The sequence below is a fragment of the Pseudomonas brassicacearum genome (assembly GCF_000585995.1).
In the GTDB taxonomy this organism is placed as follows: Bacteria; Pseudomonadota; Gammaproteobacteria; order Pseudomonadales; family Pseudomonadaceae; genus Aquipseudomonas; species Aquipseudomonas brassicacearum_A.
Window position 1 is genome coordinate 3,952,387 of sequence record NZ_CP007410.1, and the last position, 25,409, is coordinate 3,977,795.

Annotated in this window: 20 protein-coding genes and 2 pseudogenes; 6 read left to right on the forward strand and 16 right to left on the reverse strand. The window is 61.5% G+C overall.

Going from position 1 to position 25,409, the window contains the following annotated elements:
• The 7 genes from CD58_RS16665 to CD58_RS16695 are packed head-to-tail and all read right to left on the reverse strand — an operon-like array spanning window position 1 to window position 6,900.
• Window positions 1-864: an alpha/beta fold hydrolase gene (locus CD58_RS16665; RefSeq protein ID WP_025214137.1), complete on the reverse strand. Its 864-nt coding sequence runs from the start codon at window positions 862-864 to the stop codon at window positions 1-3.
• A gap of 27 nt (window positions 865-891) precedes the next feature.
• The gene (locus tag CD58_RS16670) at window positions 892-1,494 is read right to left on the reverse strand and encodes an amino acid synthesis family protein (protein ID WP_025214138.1); all 603 of its coding nucleotides are present in this window, start codon (window positions 1,492-1,494) and stop codon (window positions 892-894) included.
• Between the two features lie 28 nt (window positions 1,495-1,522).
• The gene (locus CD58_RS16675) at window positions 1,523-1,972 is read right to left on the reverse strand and encodes a VOC family protein (protein ID WP_025214139.1); all 450 of its coding nucleotides are present in this window, start codon (window positions 1,970-1,972) and stop codon (window positions 1,523-1,525) included.
• Between the two features lie 11 nt (window positions 1,973-1,983).
• Window positions 1,984-3,024, reverse strand: coding sequence for a YCF48-related protein (locus tag CD58_RS16680; protein ID WP_025214140.1), 1,041 nt, complete (start codon window positions 3,022-3,024; stop codon window positions 1,984-1,986).
• A gap of 12 nt (window positions 3,025-3,036) precedes the next feature.
• Window positions 3,037-3,831: an SDR family NAD(P)-dependent oxidoreductase gene (locus CD58_RS16685; protein WP_025214141.1), complete on the reverse strand. Its 795-nt coding sequence runs from the start codon at window positions 3,829-3,831 to the stop codon at window positions 3,037-3,039.
• Window positions 3,832-3,857: 26 nt separating this feature from the next.
• Window positions 3,858-5,348: an aldehyde dehydrogenase family protein gene (locus CD58_RS16690; protein ID WP_025214142.1), complete on the reverse strand. Its 1,491-nt coding sequence runs from the start codon at window positions 5,346-5,348 to the stop codon at window positions 3,858-3,860.
• 10 nt (window positions 5,349-5,358) lie between these two features.
• The gene (locus CD58_RS16695; protein WP_025214143.1) at window positions 5,359-6,900 is read right to left on the reverse strand and encodes an acetolactate synthase large subunit; all 1,542 of its coding nucleotides are present in this window, start codon (window positions 6,898-6,900) and stop codon (window positions 5,359-5,361) included.
• A 274-nt stretch (window positions 6,901-7,174) separates the two neighbouring features.
• Between CD58_RS16695 and CD58_RS16700 the strand changes: the two genes are divergently transcribed.
• A complete protein-coding gene (locus tag CD58_RS16700) occupies window positions 7,175-7,909 on the forward strand; it encodes an IclR family transcriptional regulator (protein WP_025214144.1) in 735 nt (244 codons plus the stop codon).
• A 56-nt stretch (window positions 7,910-7,965) separates the two neighbouring features.
• Here CD58_RS16700 and CD58_RS16705 read toward each other — a convergent pair whose 3' ends face one another.
• The 4 genes and pseudogenes from CD58_RS16705 to CD58_RS16720 all read right to left on the reverse strand — a co-directional run bounded on the left by CD58_RS16705 (window position 7,966) and on the right by CD58_RS16720 (window position 13,689).
• Window positions 7,966-9,291, reverse strand: coding sequence for a hypothetical protein (locus CD58_RS16705; protein ID WP_025214145.1), 1,326 nt, complete (start codon window positions 9,289-9,291; stop codon window positions 7,966-7,968).
• 81 nt (window positions 9,292-9,372) lie between these two features.
• Complete coding sequence (locus CD58_RS16710) at window positions 9,373-10,722, reverse strand: aminotransferase class III-fold pyridoxal phosphate-dependent enzyme (protein ID WP_025214146.1); 1,350 nt, start codon at window positions 10,720-10,722, stop codon at window positions 9,373-9,375.
• 11 nt (window positions 10,723-10,733) lie between these two features.
• The gene (locus tag CD58_RS16715) at window positions 10,734-12,155 is read right to left on the reverse strand and encodes an aldehyde dehydrogenase family protein (protein WP_025214147.1); all 1,422 of its coding nucleotides are present in this window, start codon (window positions 12,153-12,155) and stop codon (window positions 10,734-10,736) included.
• Window positions 12,156-12,241: 86 nt separating this feature from the next.
• Window positions 12,242-13,689: pseudogene (locus tag CD58_RS16720) on the reverse strand (APC family permease).
• 498 nt (window positions 13,690-14,187) lie between these two features.
• Between CD58_RS16720 and CD58_RS31900 the strand changes: the two are divergent.
• Window positions 14,188-15,252: pseudogene (locus CD58_RS31900) on the forward strand (HAMP domain-containing protein); the annotation flags it as partial.
• A gap of 102 nt (window positions 15,253-15,354) precedes the next feature.
• The gene (locus tag CD58_RS31905; RefSeq protein ID WP_419178843.1) at window positions 15,355-16,110 is read left to right on the forward strand and encodes a methyl-accepting chemotaxis protein; all 756 of its coding nucleotides are present in this window, start codon (window positions 15,355-15,357) and stop codon (window positions 16,108-16,110) included.
• A 28-nt stretch (window positions 16,111-16,138) separates the two neighbouring features.
• On the opposite strand, the gene CD58_RS16730 is transcribed toward CD58_RS31905, so the two are convergent.
• The 5 genes from CD58_RS16730 to CD58_RS16750 all read right to left on the reverse strand — a co-directional run bounded on the left by CD58_RS16730 (window position 16,139) and on the right by CD58_RS16750 (window position 21,838).
• Window positions 16,139-17,428 carry an MFS transporter gene (locus CD58_RS16730; protein ID WP_049866962.1) on the reverse strand — a complete coding sequence of 430 codons (1,290 nt, stop codon included), beginning with the start codon at window positions 17,426-17,428 and terminating at the stop codon, window positions 16,139-16,141.
• A 142-nt stretch (window positions 17,429-17,570) separates the two neighbouring features.
• Entirely contained in the window at window positions 17,571-18,419 is an 849-nt protein-coding gene (locus tag CD58_RS16735; protein WP_025214150.1) for an ureidoglycolate lyase, read from the reverse strand.
• Window positions 18,420-18,456: 37 nt separating this feature from the next.
• On the reverse strand, window positions 18,457-19,197 hold the full coding sequence (locus CD58_RS16740; RefSeq protein ID WP_025214151.1) for an SDR family oxidoreductase: 741 nt from the start codon (window positions 19,195-19,197) through the stop codon (window positions 18,457-18,459).
• Window positions 19,194-20,573, reverse strand: coding sequence for an MFS transporter (locus tag CD58_RS16745; RefSeq protein ID WP_025214152.1), 1,380 nt, complete (start codon window positions 20,571-20,573; stop codon window positions 19,194-19,196). The genes CD58_RS16740 and CD58_RS16745 overlap by 4 nt, the downstream gene beginning before the upstream one ends.
• A gap of 326 nt (window positions 20,574-20,899) precedes the next feature.
• Complete coding sequence (locus CD58_RS16750) at window positions 20,900-21,838, reverse strand: LysR family transcriptional regulator (RefSeq protein WP_025214153.1); 939 nt, start codon at window positions 21,836-21,838, stop codon at window positions 20,900-20,902.
• Between the two features lie 116 nt (window positions 21,839-21,954).
• Here CD58_RS16750 and CD58_RS16755 point away from each other — a divergent pair, with 116 nt between their 5' ends.
• The 3 genes from CD58_RS16755 (at window position 21,955) to CD58_RS16765 (ending at window position 25,393) form a co-directional block, all read left to right on the forward strand.
• Window positions 21,955-23,136, forward strand: coding sequence for a fumarylacetoacetate hydrolase family protein (locus tag CD58_RS16755; RefSeq protein ID WP_025214154.1), 1,182 nt, complete (start codon window positions 21,955-21,957; stop codon window positions 23,134-23,136).
• Window positions 23,137-23,183: 47 nt separating this feature from the next.
• On the forward strand, window positions 23,184-24,968 hold the full coding sequence (locus CD58_RS16760; protein ID WP_025214155.1) for an IlvD/Edd family dehydratase: 1,785 nt from the start codon (window positions 23,184-23,186) through the stop codon (window positions 24,966-24,968).
• A gap of 155 nt (window positions 24,969-25,123) precedes the next feature.
• Window positions 25,124-25,393, forward strand: a complete 270-nt coding sequence (locus CD58_RS16765) for a YceK/YidQ family lipoprotein (RefSeq protein WP_025214156.1) — start codon at window positions 25,124-25,126, stop codon at window positions 25,391-25,393.
• The last annotated feature ends 16 nt before the right edge of the window (window positions 25,394-25,409 follow it).

Sequence of the window (25,409 nt, forward strand, 5' to 3'; positions counted from 1 at the left end):
CTATTCACCGCTTATTTGTTGTGGTTGTAGGCGTTGCTCGTGCAAGTAGTCCACGACGACACGGTTGAACATCTCGCCCTGGTCATCATGGACGTAATGACTGGCGTCGGCGATTTCCGTTGTTTGCACCCGCGGGTTGGCCGCCTTTATCGCCTCGAGGGTCGCCAAGGGCAGGAAATCGGAACGTGCGCCACGAATGAACAGCGCCGGACAATCCAGGGCCCGCACCGCAGGCCACAGGTCCGTAGGCGTAATGCTCAGGCGCGCCTGGGCAATACCTTGCTGGTCGTGGCGCCATTCGATTCCCGCAGGCGTTTGCTTCATGGAGTGCATCAGCCTGGACGCCAGCCCCTCCTGCGACAGGCCAGGTCGCGCTTGTCGCCAGAATTGAGCGGCACTCTCCCAATCGGGAAACAACAGCGGCGTCTGGCTCATCTCGCGTCGAATGCGCTCGGCGCCATCACCGCTGACCGAAGAGCCAGGGCCGATATCTTCGATGACCAAAGCTTGCAGCCGCCCAGGATTGAGCCGCGCATACTCCAGCGCATTGGTGCCGCCAAGGGAATGCCCCACCAGGACGAACGATTGCAGTCCCAAATGAGCGACCAAATCCTCAAGGTCGCTGACATAGGCCTCGGTCCGGTAGCTGGTGGACTCTGCCCAGTCGCTGTTTCCCCGGCCGCGTTGGTCAAGGGCATAGCAGCAGTATTGTTCACCCAGCGCATTGGCCAGGGAGTCCCAAGTCTGAGCATAGGAGCGCAGCCCGTGCAGGAGCACCACCGCAATGCCCGAGGTGTTGCCCCAGGACAAATAGTGCAGGCGCATCTGCGAACGATTGGTGAAGAAATGGCTGTGTGCAGGCATTCGTTTGGTCCCCACGATCAACGCACCTCAATGCAGGCCGTCATTACCCTTGACGTCGGCGGCCTGAAGGCCACCCAGACGCGCATGCAAACGCCCGCGCGTGGCGAAGGCCCAAATGATGATCAACTCGTCCGCGGACGGCCCATCACCAAACGACAGCGAAATACTGTCGTAATGCGAACGGACGTACAGCGCATCCTTGTGGGCCAGCGGCACATCGATGGTCACGCCTGGCCCGCCGCGCTTGCCCGTGGACGGGACCCAGGACTTGCCGCCGCCCAACGCGACACGGATCGGATCCGCCGCCGGATTGGTCAGCAGGGCATTGCCATGCTCGTACTCGCCCTGACTGCCGACCAGGCAAGCCTTGCCGTAACTGACAACCTCACGCTGGCCTGCCAGTTCCTGGATGCGACGACCAAACTCCTGGCCCAGCAAGGGTGACGGTTCTATCAGCTCGGACAAGCTTTCGCTGTAGCGTCCGGCGTAGGGATTGGCGATCACGGCGGCAATGGCGTATTTGAACAAGGGTTCACCATCGGCCAACTGGCCACTTTCATTGGCCAGGGTTTCCTCAACGAAGCTATACCATTTGCGGATGTGGTAACTGGCGAAATTGGCGGTTTTCATCGGACAGGTCTCTTCAAAGGGGATCGAATCAAAGGGGATCGAGATCAAACTTTCGGCTGGGTGCGCCGGCGGCCTTGAAACGTGCCTTGCCTTGCGCGTCGTCGTGCTCAGTCTCGAGAAAAAATTCCATGCGATTGCCGTCGGGGTCGTTGAAGTAGACGCCGTTGCCGATTTCGTGGTCGGTGATCTTCACCACCTCGATGCCCTTGCCGAGCAACATGCCGTAGAGCTGGCGCAGGGTGGTCATGTCGCCAGCGATCTCCAGCCCGTAGTGCTGCAGGCCCAGTCCGCCCTGATGGGCCCCCGGCTCTGCGCGGATCAGGGCGATGTCGTGATGCTTGGCACCAAACGCCATCATGATCCAGCTTTCACCCCGGGCGCTTTCGTGCATGCCCAGGACATCGGCGTACCAACGTGCCGACGTTTCCGGGTCACTCACGAACAGCGACAGGTGAGTACGAACGACCTCGACTTTCATCGCGCGATACCTCAGTTCTTTTTGATGATGGATTGGTGCCCGGACTTGATCTGCGCCACGGCCGGCGTCCAGAGCACATCAGCGATTTCACTGAACTCACGCCACTGCTTCTGCCAGCCGTCACCGCCATTCTCGGACGTGAACAGGTGCCCGTACTTGGTGCCGGCGACTATCTGGCGCGGGTCGGCAGGATTGATGGCAATCGCCCAGACACACGAGTTGGGTTGCTGTGACAGCGGTAACACCTCCCAGCTGAGGGCCGCATCCCGGGAGATCAGCACTTTGCTGGTGGTGCCGGGGGTGCCGTCGGAAATACTCAGGTAGAGGGTGCTTTCACTGCCCAGCGGAGCGTTCATGGCGCGCACGTAGTAGAGGCCGAAGGTTTCGCGGGCCTCGATGCCGGTCCACGTCAGCCCCTCATCGACGCTGCGGTAGACAGCGTTGACACACACCACCACGATGACCTTCTGGCCGTGGTTGGGCAGGACCAGGATGTTGTGGATGTCCGAGTTGTAGTCCCACAACAGCCGATCGTCGACACGGGTCCAGCTGTCGCCGCCATCACGACTGTGAAACAACCCGCCCTCTTCCAGGCCGAACCAGACCTGGTCGCGATCTGTCGGGTCATAAGCGAAGGCCAGCAAACGCGGGCGACTGACGCCGTCGCAGAACTCCGGGATTTCCACCGGCGCGCGATCCCAGCGCTGGCCGCCGTCGAGGGTGCGCCACAGCACGGCCCGCGAAGGTGCGCCCGTGCCCACGAAAATACGCAGTGGATCTTGCGGGTCGACGGCAACCTTCCAGACAGTCTGCCCATTGAACGGCGAGTCCACTCGCTGCCAATGGCCACCGGTGTCATGACTGACGCACAGACCGACGTCGGTGCCGGCATAGATCACTTCGGGAGCACCCGGATGGACACTCAGGGAGCGCGTGATCGCATCGAACTCAAGGTCTTGTCCCAGGCCAAGGCGATGCCAGGTACGCCCATCGTCGGCACTGCGGATCACCGCCTGTCCCACGGTTGCAACTAAAAGGGTTCCGTTACTCATCACTGCTGCTCCTCAAATGAAGATGCCACGCGTCAAGCCGCCATCGATGCCAATGGATTCCCCGGTCACGGCGCCCGCCTTGGGGGATGCCAGGAAACCGATCAGCCAGCCCATCTCGATGGGGGCCAAGGTGCGTCGAATCGGCGTCGCGTCGATGTAGCCCTGTTCGACCTGCCCGGGCGTCTTGCCCTGCTTGATGCCTTCGCGCTCGTACAGCTCCTGGATGTGTGGGGTGTCCACCACACCGGGGTGGATCAGGTTGACGGTGATGCCGGAAGGGCCCAACTGGTCGGAAAGCGTCTTGGTCATGTGGGCGATGGCCAGGTTGCGCATGCCCGAGAGGACCTTGCTGCCGCGCCCGGTCAAGCCACCGATGTTGATGATGCGACCGAAGCCGCCGGCCTTCATGTGCGGGGTCACGGCCTTGGCGCAACGGAAGTAACCGATCACCTTGGTATTGAGGTCCGACAGCAACTCATCGTCGCCGGCATGTTCGATGTCATTGCGCACCACGCCCGATGGCGCCGCGGCACCGTTGACCAGGATGTCGATGCGACCGAAGTGCTTGTGCGCGGCATCGACCATGTCCGATACGGCCGACATCTGATTGGTGTCGCAGAACAAAGGCAGCACTTCGTTGCCGGTCTGTGCGGTGATCTCCTCGGCGGCCTGCTGGAGAAACTCCATGCGCCGTGCGCAGATCACCACCTTGCAGCCTTCCTGGGACAGAAAACGCGCGACTTCCTTGCCGATGCCCATACCACCGCCCGTGACGATCGCCACGCGGCCTTGTAATTCCAGATCCATAGCAGTTCCTCTTGTGATTATTCGGCTCAGGCCAGATCGACGAAGACACTTTTGGTTTCGGTGTAGGCATCGATCACGTTCTTACTCATTTCCCGGCCCCACCCGGATTGCTTGTAGCCACCAAATGGCGAGGCCGGGTCGACGACGTTCCAACAGTTGATCCACACCGACCCGGCCTTCAGCTGTGCCGCCACGCGATGGGCGGAGCGCAAGTCACGGGTCCAGAGACCGGCCGCCAGGCCGTAGGGCGAGTCGTTGGCGCGCAGCACCAATTCATCGATCTCGGTCCAGCTCATGACGGTCAGCACCGGGCCGAAGATTTCTTCCCGGGCAACACAGGCGCGCTCGGCGCGGTCGAGAAACACGCTGGGGCGGATGAAGTGGCCGCGCTCCAGGTGGGCCGGCCGGTCACCGCCGCAGATCAGTTCGGCACCCTCTTCCTGGCCCCGTTGCAGGTAGCCACGCACCGTGCCCAATTGCCGAGCCGAAACCAGCGGGCCCATGCTGCTGGCCGGATCCAGGCCTGGCCCCAACACATGGGCGGCCGCGTGGCGCTGGAGTTCTTCGAGTACCTGATCAAGGACGCTGGCGTGCACGTACAGCCGCGATCCGGCGGTGCAGACCTGGCCCTGGTTATAGAAAATGCCATCGGCGGCGCCTTTGGCGGCACGGACGATATCGGCGTCCGGCAAGATGATATTGGGCGACTTGCCCCCCAGTTCCAGCGACACTTTCTTCATGTTGCCGGTGGCCGCCTGGGCGATCAGCCGCCCCACCTGGGTCGAGCCGGTAAACGCAATTTTGTCCACGTCGGGATGCTGGGCCAGGGGCCCGCCGGTATGAATGCCAAGGCCGGTGACCAGGTTGACCACCCCGGGCGGAAAGCCGGCGGCCTCGATCAATTGCACCAGGCGAATCGCAACCAGTGGGGTCTGTTCGGCGGGCTTGAGCACCGCGACACAACCGGTCGCCAACACCGGACCGAGCTTCCACACGCACATGGTCAATGGGAAGTTCCACGGCACGATCAATGCGCAAACGCCCACGGGTTCACGCAAGGTGTAGTTGAGCATTGGCGCGCCACTGGAAGGCGACACGGGGAGCGTGCAGCCCTCGATCTTGGTCGGCCAACCGGCGAAGTAGCGGATGATATTGGCCGCGCTTGCCGCTTCACCACGGGCCGTGGCAATCGGCTTGCCGTTTTCCAGGGTGATCAGTTGGGCCAACTCTTCGCGGTGCTGATCGAGCAGTTCGGCCAGACGAAACAGCAACAGGCCGCGTTGGGCCGGTGACTGCTGCGCCCAAACACCGGTGAAGGCCGCACGGGCGGCGGCGACCGCCGCATCCACGTCGCGTTCGCCGCCTTCGGCGACTTCAGCCAGCACAGATTCATTGGCCGGGTTTTCCACGGCAAACCGGCGGCCGCTGGCGGCGTCCTGCCAGGTGCCTCCAACAAACAGGCGCCCAGGTTGCGACAGGAATTTTTCGACGGCAGGTAGCAATTGGATCTGACTCATATCCCCTCCTTCACAGCGCCATTTCAATCAGGCATGGACCGCCGTCGGCCTTGGCGTTGGCCAGGGCACGCTGCAATTCGGCATTGGTGTGTACGGTGCTGGCCGGCAAGCCGTAGCCTTTGGCCAGGGCCTTCCAGTCAATACGGGGACGGTCCAGCACGGTCAGGCTCAGGGCCTCGGGACCCAACTCGGTCATGCCAAAGCGGCGCAATTCGTTCTGCAGGATCGCGTAGCGATGGTTGGCCGCGATCAGGATCACCACCGGCAATTGCTCGCGGGCGATGCTCCACAAGGTCTGGATGGTGTATTGGGCACTGCCGTCGGATTGCAGGCAGAACACCCGGTTTCCACGCTCCGCCAGGGCTGCGCCAAATCCCACCGGAATGCCTTGGCCGATGGCCCCACCAGTGTTGGTCAACACCCGATGCCGCGCGGCATGGGCCGAGGCGGTGAAGAACGGGTAGCCACAGGTGCCACCTTCCACAGAAACAATGCAGTCGTCCGGTAGCGACGCGGCCAACACCTGCCCTATCGACTGAGGCGTCAGTTCGGCTTCAGCGATCGGCAGCTCGACGCCCATCGACGTGGGCACAAAAGCCGGCGCTTCAAGTTCATTGGCCAGGGCCGTCAGCGCGCCCGCCACGTCGTCCCCCACTTCTGCCAGGCAGAGCAGGCGGTCACGTTCCGCCAGCCGAGAAGGGATGCCTTCGTAACCGAAGTAACTGATCGGATCCGGAACGCCAGCGCACACCACCACGTCGTACTGATCAAGGATCTCAATGGCCACCTCGGGGAAGTAAGGCAAGCGATCCAGGTCAGGCAAACCACCACCGCGATAGCTCAAGCGCGGAAAGGTTTCGGCGAACATACGCACGCCCGGCAATTGCGCCAGACGCCCCGCCGCTTCGAGACCCGCCACCGACAAGCCCTGATCGCCGACGATAAAAACCAGACGCTGGCCATTGCGCAGCGCCTGGGCCACGGCTTCGATCCGGTCACCGGCAAAACGACGAACCGGGGCCTGCAACGTAGTGAAGGCGCTCTCACGTTCCACAGGATTGGCTTGCAGGTCCATCGGCAGAATCAGGCTGGCAATCTGCCCCTTGGCTTGCCAGGCAGCACGCACCGCTTCCTGGAAGTCGTCCCCTATCCCTGAGGCTGTGCGCGAGGTGCGCACCCACCCGGAAACACTCCCGGCCAGCGCCTGGATATCGCTGGCCAGCGGCGGGTCGTAATTGACGTGCCATGACGCGTGGTCACCGATGACGTTGACGATCGGCGTATTGGCGCGACGGGCGTTGTGCAGATTGGCGATGCCATTGGCAAAACCGGGCCCAAGGTGGGTCAGGGTCATGGCCGGCTTGCCGGCGATCCGGCCATAACCGTCCGCAGCCCCGGTGCATACCCCCTCGAACATGGACAGCACCGGCTTGAGGGCTGGGGCACTGGCCATGGCTGCCACCAAGGGAATTTCGGTCGTTCCGGGATTGGCAAAGCAGTACTCGATACCGCTTGCCACCGCCGCCTTCACTATCAGTTGCGCACCATTCATTTCCAGCCCTCTTGTCCGAGCGATTGCAGTGGCTGAGATTTATCACACATGCAAACCCACAAAACAAGCTGTTTTTTTTACATAAAGCTCTTATTTTGAGATTTTAAGTAGTTTTTAGGCAAATCCAACCGATAAATATGTTTGTATTTCTCAAGCACTGAAGTAACGTGACAGCGCCTTTCTCAGCGAGTGAGCAGGCTTTCCATCACAGGCGCGTCTACCTATAGTGCTCACCCAACGGCCACCTGCGCGCCTCTCCCCCCTTAGGAGCCAAATGAGCAGTCTGAGTAAAATGCTGAGTGTCCTGGACCTCTTCGGCCCACAACGGCTGAAAATCGACCCCGACACCATTGCCGAACACATGGGCCTGTCACGGGCGACGGTGTACCGCTATGTAAAGGATCTGTGCGACGCCGGCCTGCTGGTCCGGGTGGATGCCGGTAGCTACAGCCTGGGGCCGCGCATCATCGAGCTCGACTGGATGATGCGTCAGTACGACCCGATCCTCGTGGCCGGTCGCGAATTGATGCACAAGCTGTCCGAAGAGACCGGCCTGGCGGTGTTCGCCAGCGTTTTTTATGACGGTCACATCATCAATACCTACATCACCGAACCCAGTGACACTTACCGCTTTTCATTCGGCCGTGGCCATCCACTGCCGTTTTTTCGCGGCGCGCAGTCCAAGGTGCTGATTGCCTTCCAGAAGGGTCGACGCCTGCAGCGCCTGTTCGAAGAACATATGGCCAACGACCCCGAGAATACTTACGACTGGGCAAGCTTTTCCAAAGCGACAAAAAAGATTCGCAAGGACGGTTACTGCCTGACGCACGACGAGCTCAATCAGGGCCTTACCGGTATCGCGGCACCGATCATCAATCCCGAGCTTGACGAGGTGGTGGGTAGCCTTTCGGCGGTGGGCAGCACCCACAGCTTCAAACTGCTGCGCCAGGAGACCGTGATTGAAATGGTGATGGACACCACCCGGCGAATTGCCGAGCGGTTGCACTGAACCTGTGGCGAGGGAGCTTGCTCCCTTGCCACAGGGTTTATCGAACAACCCCGGCCTCAGAACGGCACGGCCACGGTCACCTGGCTGTACAAATTGGTGCCATTGCCCGCCACTTGATTGCCTCCCGTCGTTGCGTCCCGTTCCGGTTTGTAGAGACCGACCAGCGGGGTGATGATCAAGTGCTCGTTCACCGCCCACTCGGCATACAGATCCAGCTCACGGGCATCCAGGTTCAGGGCGTTGTCCTTACGTACGGTGTTGTAATCGAAGTACAACGCACCAAGGGTCAGGTTCTCCAACGGCGTGGCTGTCAGGCCGACATGGTGAATGCCCGTGTTGCTGTTGAAGGGCCCGGCGTAGTTACCCGCGACTTCGCCTTGGAACCAAGTGCCGTAGCCCGTGCTCTGCCCAGTGAACAGCGAATCCCACTTCTGCGAATAGCGGGTGTAGCGGTACGTCAGCTTGGGTGCCCAGGCGAGATCGGCAAAGGTGTAGCCGGCCTCGGCGTACCAGGCGTTCTGCGGACCGGCGTCCTTGTCCTGCCAGGCGTATTCGAACGCCAGGCTCGCATTCTCGATGCCGGCGTCGCCTTCACCGCGAATACTGTAGACGTCCATGCCCTTGCGTTGCCGCTGGAAATCGCTCGCCCAGCGATCATTCACATCAAGACCATGGATCCAGGTCAACCCCAATGTCCCGGCCTTGGTGGTGTAGTCCAGCGTGCCGGCGGCCAGTTCGGTTTCGGCCTGGGCACGGTTGTCGGACTTGAGCCAGACCACACTGCCATGCAGCCCCTCCTGCCCGCCCAGACGCAATACGGCGGTCTGATCGAACGCGTGCCGGGCAGCCAGGTAATACGCCCCACCGCGATTCAAGCGACCATCGACAGGCCCTTTGCCCAGGTTCGGCCCGTCATCGTTGATCAGGAACCCCCTGCCCAGCTTGACCACCTGACGGCCGCCGGAGATATCGACACCGTCCTGCCCCAGCACGGGGAACAGATCGGCGGAGCGCCAACCCAGGTAGGCGTCTTCGATCTTCGTCGTGCGCTCGCTGCCCAGCGTATTGCCGGCCGCGTCGCCATCGCCCCAGGTGGCGGAACTGACCAGGCTGAACGCGCCATAAGCGGTGCCATGCCCGGCCAGGCCTTGGTCACCGCTGACGCCATACTTGATGAAGCCTTCGCGCCAGGTCGAACCGCCTGGCCTGCCGTCGTAGTTCTTGCGACTGTTGAAATGGCCGAACACGGCCAGCATGTCGGCGTTGAGGTGAGTGTCGTCATCGGCATACAACTCATAGGCCTGGACCTGACTCGCGGCGCAAAGCGCCAGCGTACAGGCAAGGCCACTGCCGAAAAATCCCATACGCGATAGGTTCCGCATGGCTGGAGCTCCTTGTGGTGCGCCTTTGAAGGCTGTCTTTATATTCAGGAGCCGACGCAGCACGCTGCGCCGGCTTACAGGCTAGCGGCAGTCGGCGAGCGCGCTGTCCAACACACTCACCATCAGGGCGGCCTCGTCAGCGGTGAGGGTCAGCGGTGGCGACATCACGATTTTGTTGCCTATCGGGCGCACCAGTACGCCGGCGCGGCGCATGTGCTCGGCAATGCGTGAGGCCAGGCCGTTGGCCGGGTCAAGCGGCTCGCGGGTGACCTTGTCCGCCACCAGGTCCACGGCGATCATCAAGCCCTTGCCGCGCACTTCGCCCACCACGGCATAACGCTCCATCAGCGGCTGCAGTTGCTCCAGCAATTGGGCACCGACTTTCCCGGCATTGCCCGGCAAGTCCTCGGCTTCGACGATGTCCAGCACCGCCAGGGCCGCCGCACACGCCGTCGGGTGTCCGCTGTAGGTATAACCGTGCATGATCACGCTGCTGAAACCCGGGCCGTTCTCGATGGCGTCGGCGATGCGCTGGTTGAAGACCGTGGCGCCCATGGGGATGTAGCCGGCGGTGATGCCCTTGGCCAGGCACAGCACGTCGGGCGCGACGCCCCAGCCCCGACTGCCGAGCATGCAGCCGGTGCGGCCGAATCCCGTGACCACTTCATCGGCGATCAACAAGATGCCGTGGCGATCACAGACTTCACGCAACCTCTTCCAGTAATACGCCGGCGGCACGATCACGCCACCGGCACCTTGCACCGGCTCGGCGACCAACGCGGCAATGGTCTGCGGACCGAGCAGCGCGATCTGGTCTTCCAACTGGCGAATGCAGTGAGCGGTCAACTCCTCTGGATCGCGGCAGTCCCAGGGGTTGCGGTACAGCCACGGCGTATCGAGCAGATGACAGCCCGCCAGCAGTGGCCCGTGGTTGTAGTGATACACCCCGTTGCCGCCCACCGATGTACCGCCCATGTGCACGCCATGGTAGCCGTTGCGCAACGACAAAAAGCGCGTGCGTCCTGGCTCACCGCTGGCGATCCAGTATTGACGGGCCATTTTCAGGGCCGTCTCGACTGCATCGGAACCGCCGGAACTGAACAGCACCCGCGCCATGTTTTCCTGGGCGAACATCGACGTCAGTCGCTCGGCCAGGTCGAACACCCGCGGATGGGCGATGCCGTCGAAGGTCTGGTAATACGCCAGCTCGTCCAGTTGCGCGGCGATGGCCGCCTTCACCGAAGGCCGGTTGTGGCCCACGTTCACGTTCCAAAGGCCGCCCACACCATCGAGCATGCGATGGCCTTCGATATCGGTGATGTAATTACCGTCACCACGGGCGATGATCAACGTTTTGGATCGGTTGGCCGGCGCCGAAGAACTCATCGGATGCCAGAACTTCTTCTGCGCTGTCTTGTATTTCTCATACATGATTCAAGTCCTCACTCAGTTTCACGCTTGCGTACATACAGCAGTTGCTGGCCCGTAAACTCCAGCAACCCTTCAAGACCGAACTCGACACCGAATCCGGACATCTTGCTGCCGCCAAATGGCGTATTCGGTTGGATTTGCGCGTGGCAGTTGACCCACGCCACGCCGCTTTCAAGGCGACAGGCCAATGCCTGGGCCTGCTCGACATCCGCGCCCCAGACCGATCCGCCCAAGCCCATATCGCTGGCATTGGCGCGGCGCAGGACATCCTCGACATCCTGGTAGGCAATCAGGGGCAGCACTGGACCGAACTGCTCCTCATCGACCAGGCGGTGCCCGTCTGTCACATCGGCCACCAGGGTCGGCGGATAGAAAAAGCCCGGGCGGTCCAGGCGTGCGCCACCGCACAACACCCGAGCTCCATGGGCACGGGCATCAGCCACCAGTTCCTCCACCAGCTTGAGCTGTTCGAGGTTCTGCACCGGGCCGAAATCCACGCCTGGCTCCAAGCCGTCCCCCACCGTCTGACGCGCGGCGATACGCGTCAGGGCCTCGGCAAAGTCTTCGTATTGGGATTGGTGTATGTACAAACGCTTGAGGGCGGCGCAGGTCTGCCCCATGTTCAGGAATGCCGCCTGGAAAATCTCTTCGGCCACCGCCTCGACCGGCGTGCCAGGCAGTACGATGGCGGCATCATTGCCGCCCAGCTCCAGCGTCAAGCGCTTGAGATTGCCGGCAGCGCCACGCATCACGCTTTGGCCAGTGGCTGTCGAGCCGGTGAATACGATCTTGTCGATACCGGCGTGCGCGGTGATCGCACTGCCGAAACCTTGTTCACCGGTCACGACATTGATCACGCCCCGGGGCACATGGCAGGCGATGATTTCCACCAGGCGCAGCGTGCTCAAGGGGGTCAGGCTTGACGGTTTACTGATCACGCAGTTGCCGGCACGCAGCGCCGGCATGATGTGCCAGACGGCGATCATGAACGGCCAATTCCACGGAGTGATCGACGCCACCACGCCCAGAGGCTTGCGATGCAGCTCAATGCGCTGGCTCGGGGTGTCTTCCACCAGCTCCACGGGAATCTGTTGCTCGGCGGCATAACGCGTCCAGGCCGCCGCCCCCATGACTTCGAAAAACGCGAGCGCCAGTGGCTTGCCCTGCTCCAGCACAATGAGCCGGGCCAATGCGTCAGCGTCCTGCTCGATGTCGGCAGCGATGCTCAGCAGGCGCTCGCGGCGGTCCTCGTGAGTACTGTGACGCCACTCACTGAAGGCCACCCGTGCCACGTCGACAGCAAGATCCAGCTGAGCCAGGGAACCTGCGGGGCATTGGGCGAACGCGGTGCCCGTCGCCGGATTGAGCACGTCAAAGTGGCCCTTTTCACCACTGACCTGAACCCCATTGATGAGCATTTGATAATCGTGCATAAAAACCTCCCTTTCGCGCGCTGACGGGCCGTCCCGAACAGCGCGGACAGGTATTTCGTGAAAGTTGAACGGTGCGGCGTGATGCCCTAGAGCTTGTGGCTACCCAGCGCCATGAATCGCTCGGGCGATACTTTGCGCAGCCGGGCTGCCAGAAACACGCCTGCGATCAACGCTGCGGGGATGACGGCACAGAGGGCGTAAGACAAAAGCTTGCTGGCACCGGTGAGCACATCGAAATGAACCACTGCAAGCACCAGGACCGCCAACAACGCCAGGCAGGAAAAGCCCGGCAAGATCCGACCGCGCCAGACGCCCAGCTTCAGTTCCGGATGGCGCTGGAAATAGACAAACACCGCGGCCGAGGTCAGCGCCATGAGCAGAATCACGCACAGCGTGGCGAGGTTGGAGAACCAGGCGAACAGTTGAAGGATCGGATCGGCATCCAACGCGGCGAAAATCAGCACCACCACGGCAGCGATCAGGCTTTGCAGAGCCGAGCCCATGTGCGGACTCTGGTGGACGCGGTGGGTGGTCCCCAACCGGTGAGGCAACAGGCCGTCACGCCCGATAGCATAGAAGTAACGGGCGGCGGCATTGTGGAACGCCAGCAACCCGGCGTAGATGCTGACCATGAACAGCACGCGGATGATCTGGGTCAGGTGCGGGCCGACAAAATGATCGGACATGCCATAAATGAAGGTAGTGGGATCCTGCAGTGCCTGCAGGGTCGGAACGATCTTGTCGACCCCAACACCCACCACCATCGACCAGACCGACAGGGCGTAGAAACCACCGATCAACAATACCGAACTGTAGGTGGCAATCGGAATGGTGCGGTGCGGGTTCTTGGCTTCTTCACCGTAAATGGTAGTGGCCTCAAAACCGATAAAGGCAGCGAAACAGAACAGCAGGCCAATTGACGGCGTCCCACTGAACACATGGCTGCGGTCAAACGAATCGAGATTGATGCCACTGTCACCACCCGCCTTGAGAATGGCGAAATCCAAGGTCAGGATAGCCAGGTACTCGGCAATGACCACCACCGACAGCACGCGGGCAGAAAGGTCGATCTTGCGATAGCCAAGAATCGCAACGCTCGCCATCGCCAGGAGCGAATAGCACCACCAGGGCAACTCCAGCCCGAAGACACTGGCCATCGTGCCACTGACGACACCGCCGAACATGCCGTACAGACCGACCTGCAGAATGTTGTAGGCAAACATCGCCAACACCCCGCCGCCCCACCGGCCAGGCCACCGAGGCCACGGGCAGTGAACGCGTAGAAACCACCCGCGTTGGTCAGGTGGCGGGACATGGTGGTGTACCCCACCGAGAAAGCCAGCAACACCAACAGCGCCAAGATCAACAAGGCGGGCGTGCCGGCGCCATTTCCCAACATGATGCCAATGGGGAAGCCCCCGGCGATGACGCTCAAGGGGCTCGCCGCCGATACCACAAAGAAAATGATGAAGCCGACACCCAAGGCGCCTCGCCTCAACTCCGTCGAGCTGTTGATCGGGATAGATACACTCATTTTTTCTTAACCTTATTGTATGAGGCAGTTGTTGCGGGATCGGGGTACGGCCAGGTTCACCGTTCTCCAGCAGCTTATTGTTTTGGTTGCACGCTGGTTTCGATCCTATGCCCTCGCCAAAACCCTTCGCTATCCCAAATTGGCAGCATCACAAGCACCGCCCCAAAGTAGGTCAACACGATGCTCGTCACCCGACAGATGTTGCCGATTCGGGATAACCGCCCCGCGCGTCCTCCTGCAAGATAGCCTTGCCCACCCCTCAAACCGGGTGCCGGCCACAAACAATAAAAACCAGTGGGTCGCCCCTTTCCAATGCCCGAAACAGGCCTTGGCCCGCGCAACTTGAAGCCCAAGCGCAGGAATATCAGCATGCTTTTCGCTCGCCTCACTATCCAATGGCGGATCACCCTCTTGAGTGGACTGTCCCTGCTGGCCGTCGTCGGCGCATTGACCGGTGCCTCCGTGTACCAAAATCAACAGAGCGCAAAACTGTTGAAAATGCAGAGCAGTCAGTTGCTTGGACAATCGGCCCTGGAGCGTCTACAGGCCCAAGCCCTCGCTCACGGCCAGCGGGTAGAACGCTTTTTCAACGAAACGGCGCTCTACGGGGAAGGATTTGCCGAACAGGTTCTTCAGTTGCGCACCCAGACCCTGAACGGGAGATTGACTCCCGAGCAACTGCGCCACGACCTGATCGGCGTGACCCGCCAGGCGCTGCTCAAACGCGAGAAAGCCCTCGGCCTGTACGTCGTGCTGCTCCCCGATGCGCTGGCGGGTGAAGACGCAGGTTTCTCCGGCCAACGCAGCTTGGCCAGTAACGAAACAGGCCGCTTTGCCCTCTACTGGTCGCAAAGTCAGCCTGGAAACCTGGTTCAAGAAGTGCTCAGCGAAGCCCAGATCGCCGCCAACGATGCACCAGCGGGCAGCGAACCGGCGAACGCTTGGTACGTCTGCCCACAAACCCAGGGGCGTACCTGCGTGACAGAACCTTATGCGGTCGAAGTCGAGGGCCAGAAAACCCTCATGAGCAGCATTTCGGTCCCGTTGATAGACAAGGGCAAGACCATCGGCGTCGTGGGCATGGACATCAGCCTCGACACACTCCAGAAACTCGCCGCCAGCCTGGCCGAGGACTTGTACCCCGGCCACAGCGAAATCAGTATTCTTTCTGCTTCCGGGCAAGTGGCCGGTCACAGCGGCGCCGCATCGGAAGCTTCCGTGGACGTGCGGCAAGCGGTGCAAACCCTCGCCACAAACGCCCCTTGGCAACTACAGATACGGGTGCCTGAAGCCCTTGTGCAGGCACCTGCCCTGGCGATGCAGGCACAGTTGGACGACAAGCAGCGCCAAGCGAACTGGTTCAACCTCAGCCTGGGATTGCTTGCCAGCAGCCTGGGACTGCTACTCATCTGGCTCACCGCCTACGGTGTGACCCGACCGCTGCTCACGGTGGCGCATATGCTCGATGCCATTGTCGAGGGCGACGGTGACCTCACCCAGCGCCTGCCCAACGAGCGCAGCGATGAACTGGGCCACCTGGCCAATGGGTTCAATCGCTTTCTCGACAAATTGCAGCCCATCATCCGCGATATCCAGCAAGCGTCCCTGGACACACGGGACACGGCCGACACGTCGGCGCGGGTTGCCCGGGACGTCAGCGCGGGCATGCACAAACAGTATCGGGAGGTCGAGCTGGCGGCCACCGCACTGCATGAAATGAGCACCAGCGCCCAGGAAGTTGCCCGCCACTCCCACCAAGCGGCTGATGCCGCCACCGTCGCGGAAAACGCCAGCCGATCAGGACGAGCGTTATTCGCCGATGCCGTCAACAGCATCGACACCCTCGACCGGCGCCTGGAGACAACGCTGGGGCAAGTCAAGACGCTGGCTGACAACAGCCAACAGATCAACCAGGTACTGGACGTCATCTGCGCCATTGCCCAACAGACCAACTTGCTGGCCTTGAATGCAGCCATCGAGGCGGCCAGGGCGGGTGAACAGGGCCGTGGCTTCGCGGTGGTGGCTGACGAAGTTCGACACCTGGCCAGCAACACCCAGAACTCGGTCGAGCAAATACGCACGGTGATTGAAGCGCTACAACAGTTAAGCCAAGACGTGGTGCACAGCACCCTACTGAGCCGCGAACTGGCCAGGGGCAGCGTCGTTCAAGTCGAACAAACCCATGCGGCGCTGCAGCACATCACCGACGCCGTGGAAGTGATCGAACAAATGAACCAGCAGATCGCCAGCGCGGCCCTGGAGCAGAGTTCAGTCGTGGAAGACATCAGCCATCGCGTCAGTGACATTCGAAGCATCAGCGAAACATTGACCAGCCAGATGCAGGACGCATCGCAGACCAGCCATTCGCTGTATGACATGGCTAATCATCAGCAGCGGTTGGTGGGTCATTTTCGAACGTGAGGGCGGGACGTGCTCTGGATGCCTCTATTCAGGCGATTTCACCATCAGGCACGGGCTGAGAACTGGACGGTGAAACACGACTTGGCGTGGAAGTTTCCGGCATGACCAGCAGCAGTCCAAATGCCAATGTCGCAATCGCCGCCAGCGTCAGGAACGCAGCGCTGTAGCCCGCCCCTTGCACCACGAAACCGGCCAGGCTGTTGCTCAACGCGGCACCGAGCCCGAACACGGTCGACAGCACACCGAGGCTGACATTGAAGTGCCCGGTGCCCTGGGTCAGGTCCTTGACCACCAAGGGGAACAGCGCGCCAAACAGCCCGGCGCCGATGCCATCCAGCAATTGCACGGCCACCAGCCAGTAAGGGTCGTCCGAGAGCACGTACAGCACGCCTCGAATCGGCAGGATCAGGAAACCCGCCAGCAGCAGCGGTTTGCGTCCCCAGGTATCGGCCTTCACACCGACCAGCCAGGCCATGGGCACCATCACCAATTGAGCTGCGACGATACACGCCGAGGTCAGCGGCGTGGCCAGATGCGCGTTGGCCAGGGCGAGTTTCTGGCTGACCAAGGGCAGCATTGCCGCGTTCGCCAGGTGGAACAACCCGCAGCACATGGCGAACAGCAACAGCGGGCGGTTATCCAGCAGCACACGTCGCGTCGAGGGCATCGGCCCCTGGGCCGGTTGCCCGGCCTCGAGCCCCCTTGCCACGTCATGATCGATGGCCTCGGCCGACACGCAACTGACCGCCACGATGCTGGCCAAGGCCATCGCCGCCATCAGGTAGAACACGGCGATGGGCCCGAACAACCAGGCGAATCCGCCGGCCAGTAATGCGGCACAGGCGTTACCCGCATGGTTGAAGGTCTCGTTGCGCCCGGTGCGCCGCGTGAAAGCCCTGGGGCCGGTAATGCCCAGGGAAATCGCCGCAATGGCCGGGGCGAATACCGAAGCCGCCACCGCGCTGACCGCCTGGGTCAATGCCACGAGGCTGAACGAAGAGGTGAATGGCAGCACCAGGCAAGCCAGCGTCACCAGCAACGCCGCAGCAGCCACCACGGTGCGCTTGCTGCGAACCCGGTCGATCAACGCGCCAGCGGGCGCCTGGGCAACGAGCCCGACGATGGCCGCCACCGTCATTACCACACCAATGCTGGCCGGCTCCCAACGGTGTACCGCCAACAGATAGATCGCCAGGTAAGGACCCAGCCCATCGCGTACATCGGCGAGGAAAAAATTCAAACCATCCAGGGAAAGGTCGTTACGACGATTTTGATCCACATCGGCCTCGGCGAGAGCAAGCCCCAAAACAACTGACATCCATGATGCCAGAGTGCGCATCAGACATTGAGGATACTCCCCTACAACGAGACAGCTTGCCTCGCTGCCGGGTTCCTTCTTGCTGGCCGTCTATTGGGAAATCGAATGCGTACCATCCTGCCCAATGCCGAGGACCGCAGGATCAATCCGCCTGCACCGTGACCTGATGCTGTTCGCCCAGCCCCGAGATCCCCAAGCGCATGGTCTGTCCCGGGCGCAGGAAAACCGGTTGGGGCTTGATGCCCAAGCCTACACCGGGTGGTGTCCCGGTCGAGATCACATCCCCCGGTTGCAGGCTCATGCAACGGCTCAGGTAAGCGATCAGCTGCGGCACACTGAAGATCAGCGTTCGAGTATTGCCGTTCTGATAGCGGTGCCCGTCGACCTCCAACCAGAGATCCAGGTCATGGGGATCACCGACTTCATCCTGGGTGACCAACCACGGTCCAAGGGGGCCGAAGGTATCGAAGCCTTTGCCTTTGTCCCAAGTGCCGCCGCGTTCCAACTGCCACTCGCGCTCAGACACATCGTTGATGACGCAATAGCCCGCGACATGTTCCAGGGCGTTCGCTTCATCGATGTAGCGCCCGCCTTTACCAATGACCACGCCCAACTCCACTTCCCAGTCGGTCTTGTGCGAGCCCCGTGGAATCTGAATGTCGTCGTTCGGCCCGCAGATGGCGCTGGTCCATTTGTTGAAGATGATCGGCTCTTTCGGCACTTCCATGTTCGACTCGGCTGCATGGTCGGCATAGTTCAGGCCGATGCAGATGAATTTGCCGACTTGCCCGACACAGGCGCCGATCCGAGGCTGGCCAGAGACGATCGGCAGGCTGCGTGGATCAAGGGCGGCGAGCGCGGCCAGGCTGTCCGGACTCAGGGCTTGTCCGGCGATGTCCGGCACATGCCCCGACAGGTCGCGGATCTGATGATCGGCATCCAGCAGACCGGGTTTCTCCGAACCTTTTTCGCCGTAACGCAACAGTTTCATGGAATTCTCCTGTTCAAACTCAACGTGAAAACCGGGCTCAGAGCGTCATGCCGCCATCAATGACATGTACGCCACCGGTGGTGTAGGTCGACGCATCGCTGCCCAGGTACAAGGCCAACTGCGCGATTTCTTCGGTGCTGCCGATACGGCCCATGGGCTGGCGTTCGAGGAATTGCCGGTAGACCTGCGCTTCATCGACACCCTGTTGCGCGGCCTGGGCGGCGATGCGCTGACGCAGCGACGGAGAGTCCACGGTACCCGGACAAATCGCGTTGCAGCGGATACCCTGGCTGACGAAGTCGATGGCGACGGCCTTCGTCAGGCCCACCACCGCCGCCTTGCTGGCCCCATAGGCAAAACGATTCGGCACGCCCTTGATGCTCGAAGCCACCGACGCCATGTTGATGATCGAGCCGCCGCCACGCGCCAGCATGCCCGGCAGGAACGCGCGGATCATCCGGTACATGGCCGTGACATTGAGGTCCATCGAACGCGCCCAGGCCGCTTCGTCGCACTCCAGGATGTTGCCGCTGTGCACGTAGCCGGCACAGTTGAACAACACGTCCAGTCCGCCGATTCGTGCGCAGGCGGCGTTGATGGCATCGGTCGAGGTGACGTCCAGGGTCATTGCGGTGATCCCGTCGATGCCCGCCAGCGCCTGGATATCGATGTCACTGGCAAACACTTCGGCACCGGCCCCGGCGAAAGCCATGGCGCTGGCCAGGCCGATGCCCTGCCCCGCCGCCGTGACCAGTACCCGTTTGTGCTGCATGTTCATGCGGTCTCCAGTTTCGCCGCCATGGGCGCGTCTTTCGGCGTCCTGCCGAGCATCGACGCAGGGATGGCCAGGATCAGCCCGCCACTGACCAGCAGACACAAGGCCAGTACATAGGTGCCGTTGTTGATGTTGCCCGTGAGGGTTTCCGCCACGGCGGTGATCATCGAGCCGGTGAACCCCGACAAGTTGCCGATGGCATTGATCATCCCGATACCGGCGGCGGCGGCGACACCCGACAGCACCGTGCCGGGCAGGGTCCAGAAAATCGGCATCAGGCTGAGAATCCCCGAAGCGGAGACGCTCAGGAACAGCACGGACAACACCAGGTTGTCAGCGAAGAAGGCGCTGAGGATCAGACCGACGCCACCGATGAAGGCCGGAATGGCCGCGTGCAGGCGCCGCTCCCCGGTGCGGTTGGAGTGGCGGGCGTTGAGCAGCATCGCCACGATGGCCACCGAGTAAGGAATGGCGGTGAGCAAACCGATGTGCAGGCTGTTGGTGATACCCGTGCTCTTGATGATCGAAGGCATCCAGAAGGCCAGGCCGTAGAAGCCGGTGTTGAAGGTCAGCAGGATCAACACCAGCAGCCACACACGAGGGTTGAAGAACACTTCGCTCAAGCGTGTGGCCTTGCCCCGGTTGTCGGTGTGCAGGTTGGCCTTGAGCAAGGCTTTTTCCGCCGCGGAAAGCCACTTGGCTTTGTCGATGTTATCGGCCAGGCAGGCAATCACCACGAACGCCATGATGATCGAAGGAACGCCCTCGATGAGCAACATCCACTGCCAGCCGGATAAGCCATGCACCCCTTGCATGCTGTTCATCAACCAACCGGAAAGTATGCCGCCCAGGGTCAAACTGACCGGCAGCGCCAGCAGGAAACCGGACATCACGCGGCTTTGTCGATGGGTCGGAAACCAATAGTTGAGGTACAGGATCACCCCAGGAAAAAAGCCGGCTTCACAGATGCCCAACAAGAAGCGCAACACGTAGAACATGCTGCTCGATTCGATGTGGAAGAAGCCCGCCAGCGGCACGGTGTAGGCCACGGCCATGGAGACCACCGCCCAGGTCAACATGATCCGGGCAATCCAGAACCGCGCGCCAAAGCGATGCAGCAACAGGTTGCTGGGGACTTCGAAGAGGAAATAGCCCCAGAAAAACATACTGGCGCCCAAGGCATACACGGTGTTGCTGAATTGCAGCTCGTTGAGCATGTCGAGCTTGGCGAAACCGATGTTCACCCGATCAAGGTACGCCGCCATGTAGCACAAGAGCAGGACAGGAAGGATGCGCCAGATGACCTTGCGGTAGGTTCGGTCTTCGAAATCCGGTTCGCAAGCGGCCTGGGCGGGCAACGGCTCGGAGATGGTTTGCATGAGGTAACCCCTGATTGTTTTTATTGGGTCACGTCGAATGAGTGACTCATTCGGCGATTGAACGAGGACTCTACTGTCGGGAATCGATTCTTCCCAATGGCATTTTTGGATTAGTCGATAACGTATTGTTATCGAGGCTTGGGTTTGGCAAGGGGGCTACGGCGTAGCCCAGCGGGAGCAAGCTCCCTCGCCACAGGGTTCAGCGCTGGCTGATCCGACGCCATCGCGAGCAAGCTCGCTCCCACAGGGGGCGGGAGTGTGGCGGATCTTTCAGTCAACACAAAACAACTGTGGGAGCGAGCTTGCTCGCGATGGCGGCGGCACATTCAACCGCTCAGACGGGCGTTGTCCTTGAGAATCTCGGCGAACTCCAGCGCCGCACCTACCAGCGGTTCGTCCTTGCGCGTAAGGATGCCGTAGTCCTGTGGCACCAGGTGCAACGGGGTGTCGAGGGTCTTTAACTGGCCGCTTTCGAGCAGCGGATGAACCATGGCATCGGGCAGCATCCCGATCATGGGCCCACGTTGCAGGACCTGGAGGAAAGTCTGCATGGAGATGGTATCGATGGTATTGCGCGGCATCCCGACCCCGGCCTCGGCGAAGGCCAGTTCCATGCGAGCACGAATGGGCGTACCGACCGGATAGAGAATCCACGGCAAGTCCACCAATTGTTGCAAGGACGTGGGCCCGGCGTTTGCCAGCGGATGGCGGCTATTGACCACGATGCAGAACGGTTCCGGCGCCAGGGGCTGGAAATCATAGCGCTGCTGCTGGCTTTGATCGGTAAAACGGGCCACCGCCAGGTCGAGCTTCTTCTCCTCGAGCATCTCCATCAGGTGATTACTGGTCTGCTCCACGACTTCAATCGACAGCAACGGCCACCGCTGTTTGATTTGCAGGATCGCCTCGGGCAAGGCCACTGCCGTCGCGGCAAAAATCCCACCGACCTTGAGGTAACCGTGACCGCCCTCGCGCAGGCTGCTGATTTGCTCAACGAACGAACGCGCGTCATTCAAGGCGATCTGCGCATAACGCAGCACATGCTCGCCCAACGCCGTGGGCGGCATGCTCCGCGGCAGCCGTTCGAACAGCGCGAAGCCGAGCAGGCTTTCGATCTCCTTGAGCATCTTGCTGACGGCCGGCTGGCTGAGGTTCATCTGCTGCGACGCCACATGCATATTGCGGGTGCGCCCCAAGGTGTCGATCAGCAGCAGATGCCGAAATTTGAGCCACCCGCAAAAGTTGGAAAAGGACAGATCAGACATGGATATCCCTCGGGCCGGCAATAACCTGGCGTTATCGAATACTGAATATATCTCATTGGAGTTTATCGGCAGCCCACCCTAGCGTGAAAGCACTACAAAAATCAGGAAGCCTCTCTATGTCGCCATTGCTTACTCCCGAGAACACCCTGCCGGCCGATGGGGTGGCCGGTACCCTGATTGGCCGCGCCTGGGTGCCTGGCCGGATCGCCGGGCCTTCGCCCATCGTGCTGCGCAGCGACGGCGTGTTCGACCTGTCGGATCGTTTTGCGACATTGAGTGACTTGCTGGAAACAGAATCGCCACTGACCGCCGTGAGGCAGACACCCGGCACCTTCATCGCCAGTGTCGAAGCCCTGCTGGCCAACACAGGCCCTGACGCCGACCCGTCCAAACCGTCGCTGTTACCGCCCCTGGATTTGCAAGTAATCAAGGCCGCCGGCGTGACCTTCGCCGCCAGCATGATCGAGCGGGTGATCGAGGAACAGGCCGGCGGCGACGCGGCCAAAGCCGAAGCCGTACGCGCCACCGTGCACAGCGTGATCGGCGACAACTTGCGCTCGATCGTGCCAGGTTCCGAGCAAGCCATGCGCCTGAAAGCCTTGCTCATCGAACAGGGTATGTGGTCGCAGTACCTGGAAGTCGGCATCGGTCCGGACGCGGAAATCTTCACCAAGGCTCCGGTGCTGGCGGCGGTCGGCACTGGCAGCCGCATCGGCATTCATCCGGGCTCCCAATGGAACAACCCGGAACCCGAAGTGGTGCTGGCCGTGAATAGCCGCGGCCAGGTCCACGGCGCCACGTTGGGCAACGACGTCAATCTGCGGGATTTCGAAGGCCGCAGTGCGCTGTTGCTGAGCAAAGCCAAGGACAACAATGCATCCTGCGCCATCGGGCCCTTCATTCGCTTGTTCGACGAGCACTTCGGCCTGGATGATGTGCGGGCCTGCGTGGTCGATCTGGAGGTACAAGGCGAGGACGGTTACCGCATGCACGGCTCCAGCTCCATGAGCCAGATCAGTCGTGACCCGCTGGACCTGGCAGGCCAGACCCTCAATGCCAATCACCAGTACCCGGATGGTTTCCTGTTGTTCCTCGGGACGCTGTTCGCCCCTACTGAAGATCGTGATCATGTCGGCAGCGGCTTCACCCACAAACTGGGTGATCGGGTCAGTATCAGCAGCCCATTGCTCGGGAGCCTGCATAACCAGGTCACCCACAGCTCTGACGCTGCCCCCTGGACCTTCGGCGTCAGCGCCCTGCTGCGTAACCTCGCCTCCCGGGGGTTGCTCGCCCGCTGACGCAAGACAGTCTGTCGACTCAACTAATTACAAGAGAGAAATGAATCATGAGTGACACGCCAAGACGCCGCCTGCGCAGCGAGCAATGGTTCAATGATCCTGCCCACGCGGACATGACAGCCTTGTACGTCGAGCGCTACATGAATTACGGGATGACCCGCGAAGAGCTGCAATCGGGACGCCCGATCATCGGCATCGCCCAGACCGGCAGCGACCTGACGCCCTGCAACCGTCACCACCTTGAGCTGGCGCAACGGGTCAAGGCTGGTATTCGTGATGCCGGTGGGATTCCCATGGAATTCCCGGTGCACCCGATTGCCGAACAGTCGCGCCGTCCCACCGCAGCGCTGGACCGTAACCTGGCCTACCTGGGGCTGGTGGAAATCCTCCATGGTTATCCATTGGATGGCGTGGTGCTCACCACCGGTTGCGACAAGACCACGCCCGCCTGCCTGATGGCGGCGGCGACCACCGACCTGCCGGCGATTGTCCTGTCCGGCGGCCCGATGCTCGACGGCCACCACAAGGGCGAACTGATTGGCTCAGGCACCGTGCTCTGGCATGCGCGCAATCTGATGGCTGCCGGCGAGATCGATTACGAAGGCTTCATGGAAATGACCACCGCGGCATCGCCGTCGGTAGGCCACTGCAACACCATGGGCACCGCCCTGTCGATGAACGCCCTGGCTGAAGCGCTGGGCATGTCGCTGCCGGGCTGTGCGAGTATTCCGGCGCCCTATCGCGAGCGCGGGCAAATGGCTTATGCCACCGGCAAGCGCATCTGCGAACTGGTGCTGCAAGACGTACGCCCCTCGCAAATCATGACCCGGGAAGCCTTTGAGAACGCCATCGCCGTCGCCTCGGCACTGGGCGCGTCGAGCAACTGCCCGCCGCACCTGATCGCCATTGCGCGGCACATGGGCGTCGAGCTGAGCCTGGATGATTGGCAACGGATTGGCGAGGACGTGCCGCTGCTGGTCAATTGCATGCCGGCGGGCAAATACCTGGGTGAAGGTTTCCATCGGGCCGGCGGCGTGCCAGCGGTCATGCATGAACTGCAAAAAGCCGGGCGCCTGCATGAAGACTGTGCCACGGTCAGCGGCCGGACCATCGGCGAAATCGTCAGCAGCAGCCTGACCAGCAACGCCGATGTGATCTATCCCTTCGACACCCCGCTCAAGCACCGCGCCGGATTCATCGTACTCAGCGGCAACTTCTTCGACAGCGCGATCATGAAGATGTCGGTGGTGGGCGAAGCGTTTCGCAAGACCTACCTCTCCGAACCGGGCGCCGAGAATAGCTTTGAAGCCCGGGCCATCGTGTTCGAAGGCCCGGAGGATTATCACGCTCGCATTGATGACCCGGCGCTGGACATCGACGAACGCTGCATCCTGGTCATCCGCGGTGTCGGCACCGTGGGCTACCCTGGCAGTGCCGAGGTGGTGAACATGGCGCCGCCCGCCGCCCTGATCAAACAAGGCATCGACTCCCTGCCCTGCCTCGGCGACGGCCGCCAGAGCGGCACCTCGGCGAGCCCGTCGATCCTCAACATGTCCCCTGAAGCCGCCGTGGGTGGCGGCCTGGCGTTGCTCAAAACCAACGATCGCCTGAAAGTCGACCTCAATACCCGGACCGTGAACCTGCTGATCGACGAGGCCGAGATGGCCCAGCGTCGACTCGAATGGACGCCCAACATTCCGCCGTCGCAAACGCCTTGGCAGGAGCTGTATCGGCAACTGGTGGGACAACTTTCCACGGGGGGCTGCCTGGAGCCTGCCACGTTGCATCTGCGCGTGATCGCTCGTAGCGGTGAGCCGCGACATTCTCACTGACAAGCCTGCAATGCAGCAGGAATCAAAAGCCTCTCTGCCGCAGCCCGGACGCATACCGCCGGGCTGTTCACTTTGCAGCGCGGGAAAGAAGCCAGCCCCTATAGCCCACTCGTCATCAATGCTACAGTCGCGTACTTTCAGGATGAGGCGACGTTATGCGGATGGTAGTAACGGCTTTGGCGTTGGCACTGCTGACGGGATGCGCGACGGTCAACGAAAGCTCGAGCTACGGGCACATGTGCGGTCTTCACCCTTACTGCGGCGTTTCTGTCGACATGGCGATCATCAAAGACTCGACGAGCGGAAACGCGGGGGCCATGAGTGCCCTGGCACCGTTTGCAGTCATCGACCTGCCGTTCAGTTTCGTCGCCGATACGCTGATCCTGCCCTATACGATTTTTCATATGAAGGAAGACGACGAGTAGGGAGATCCCGAAATGT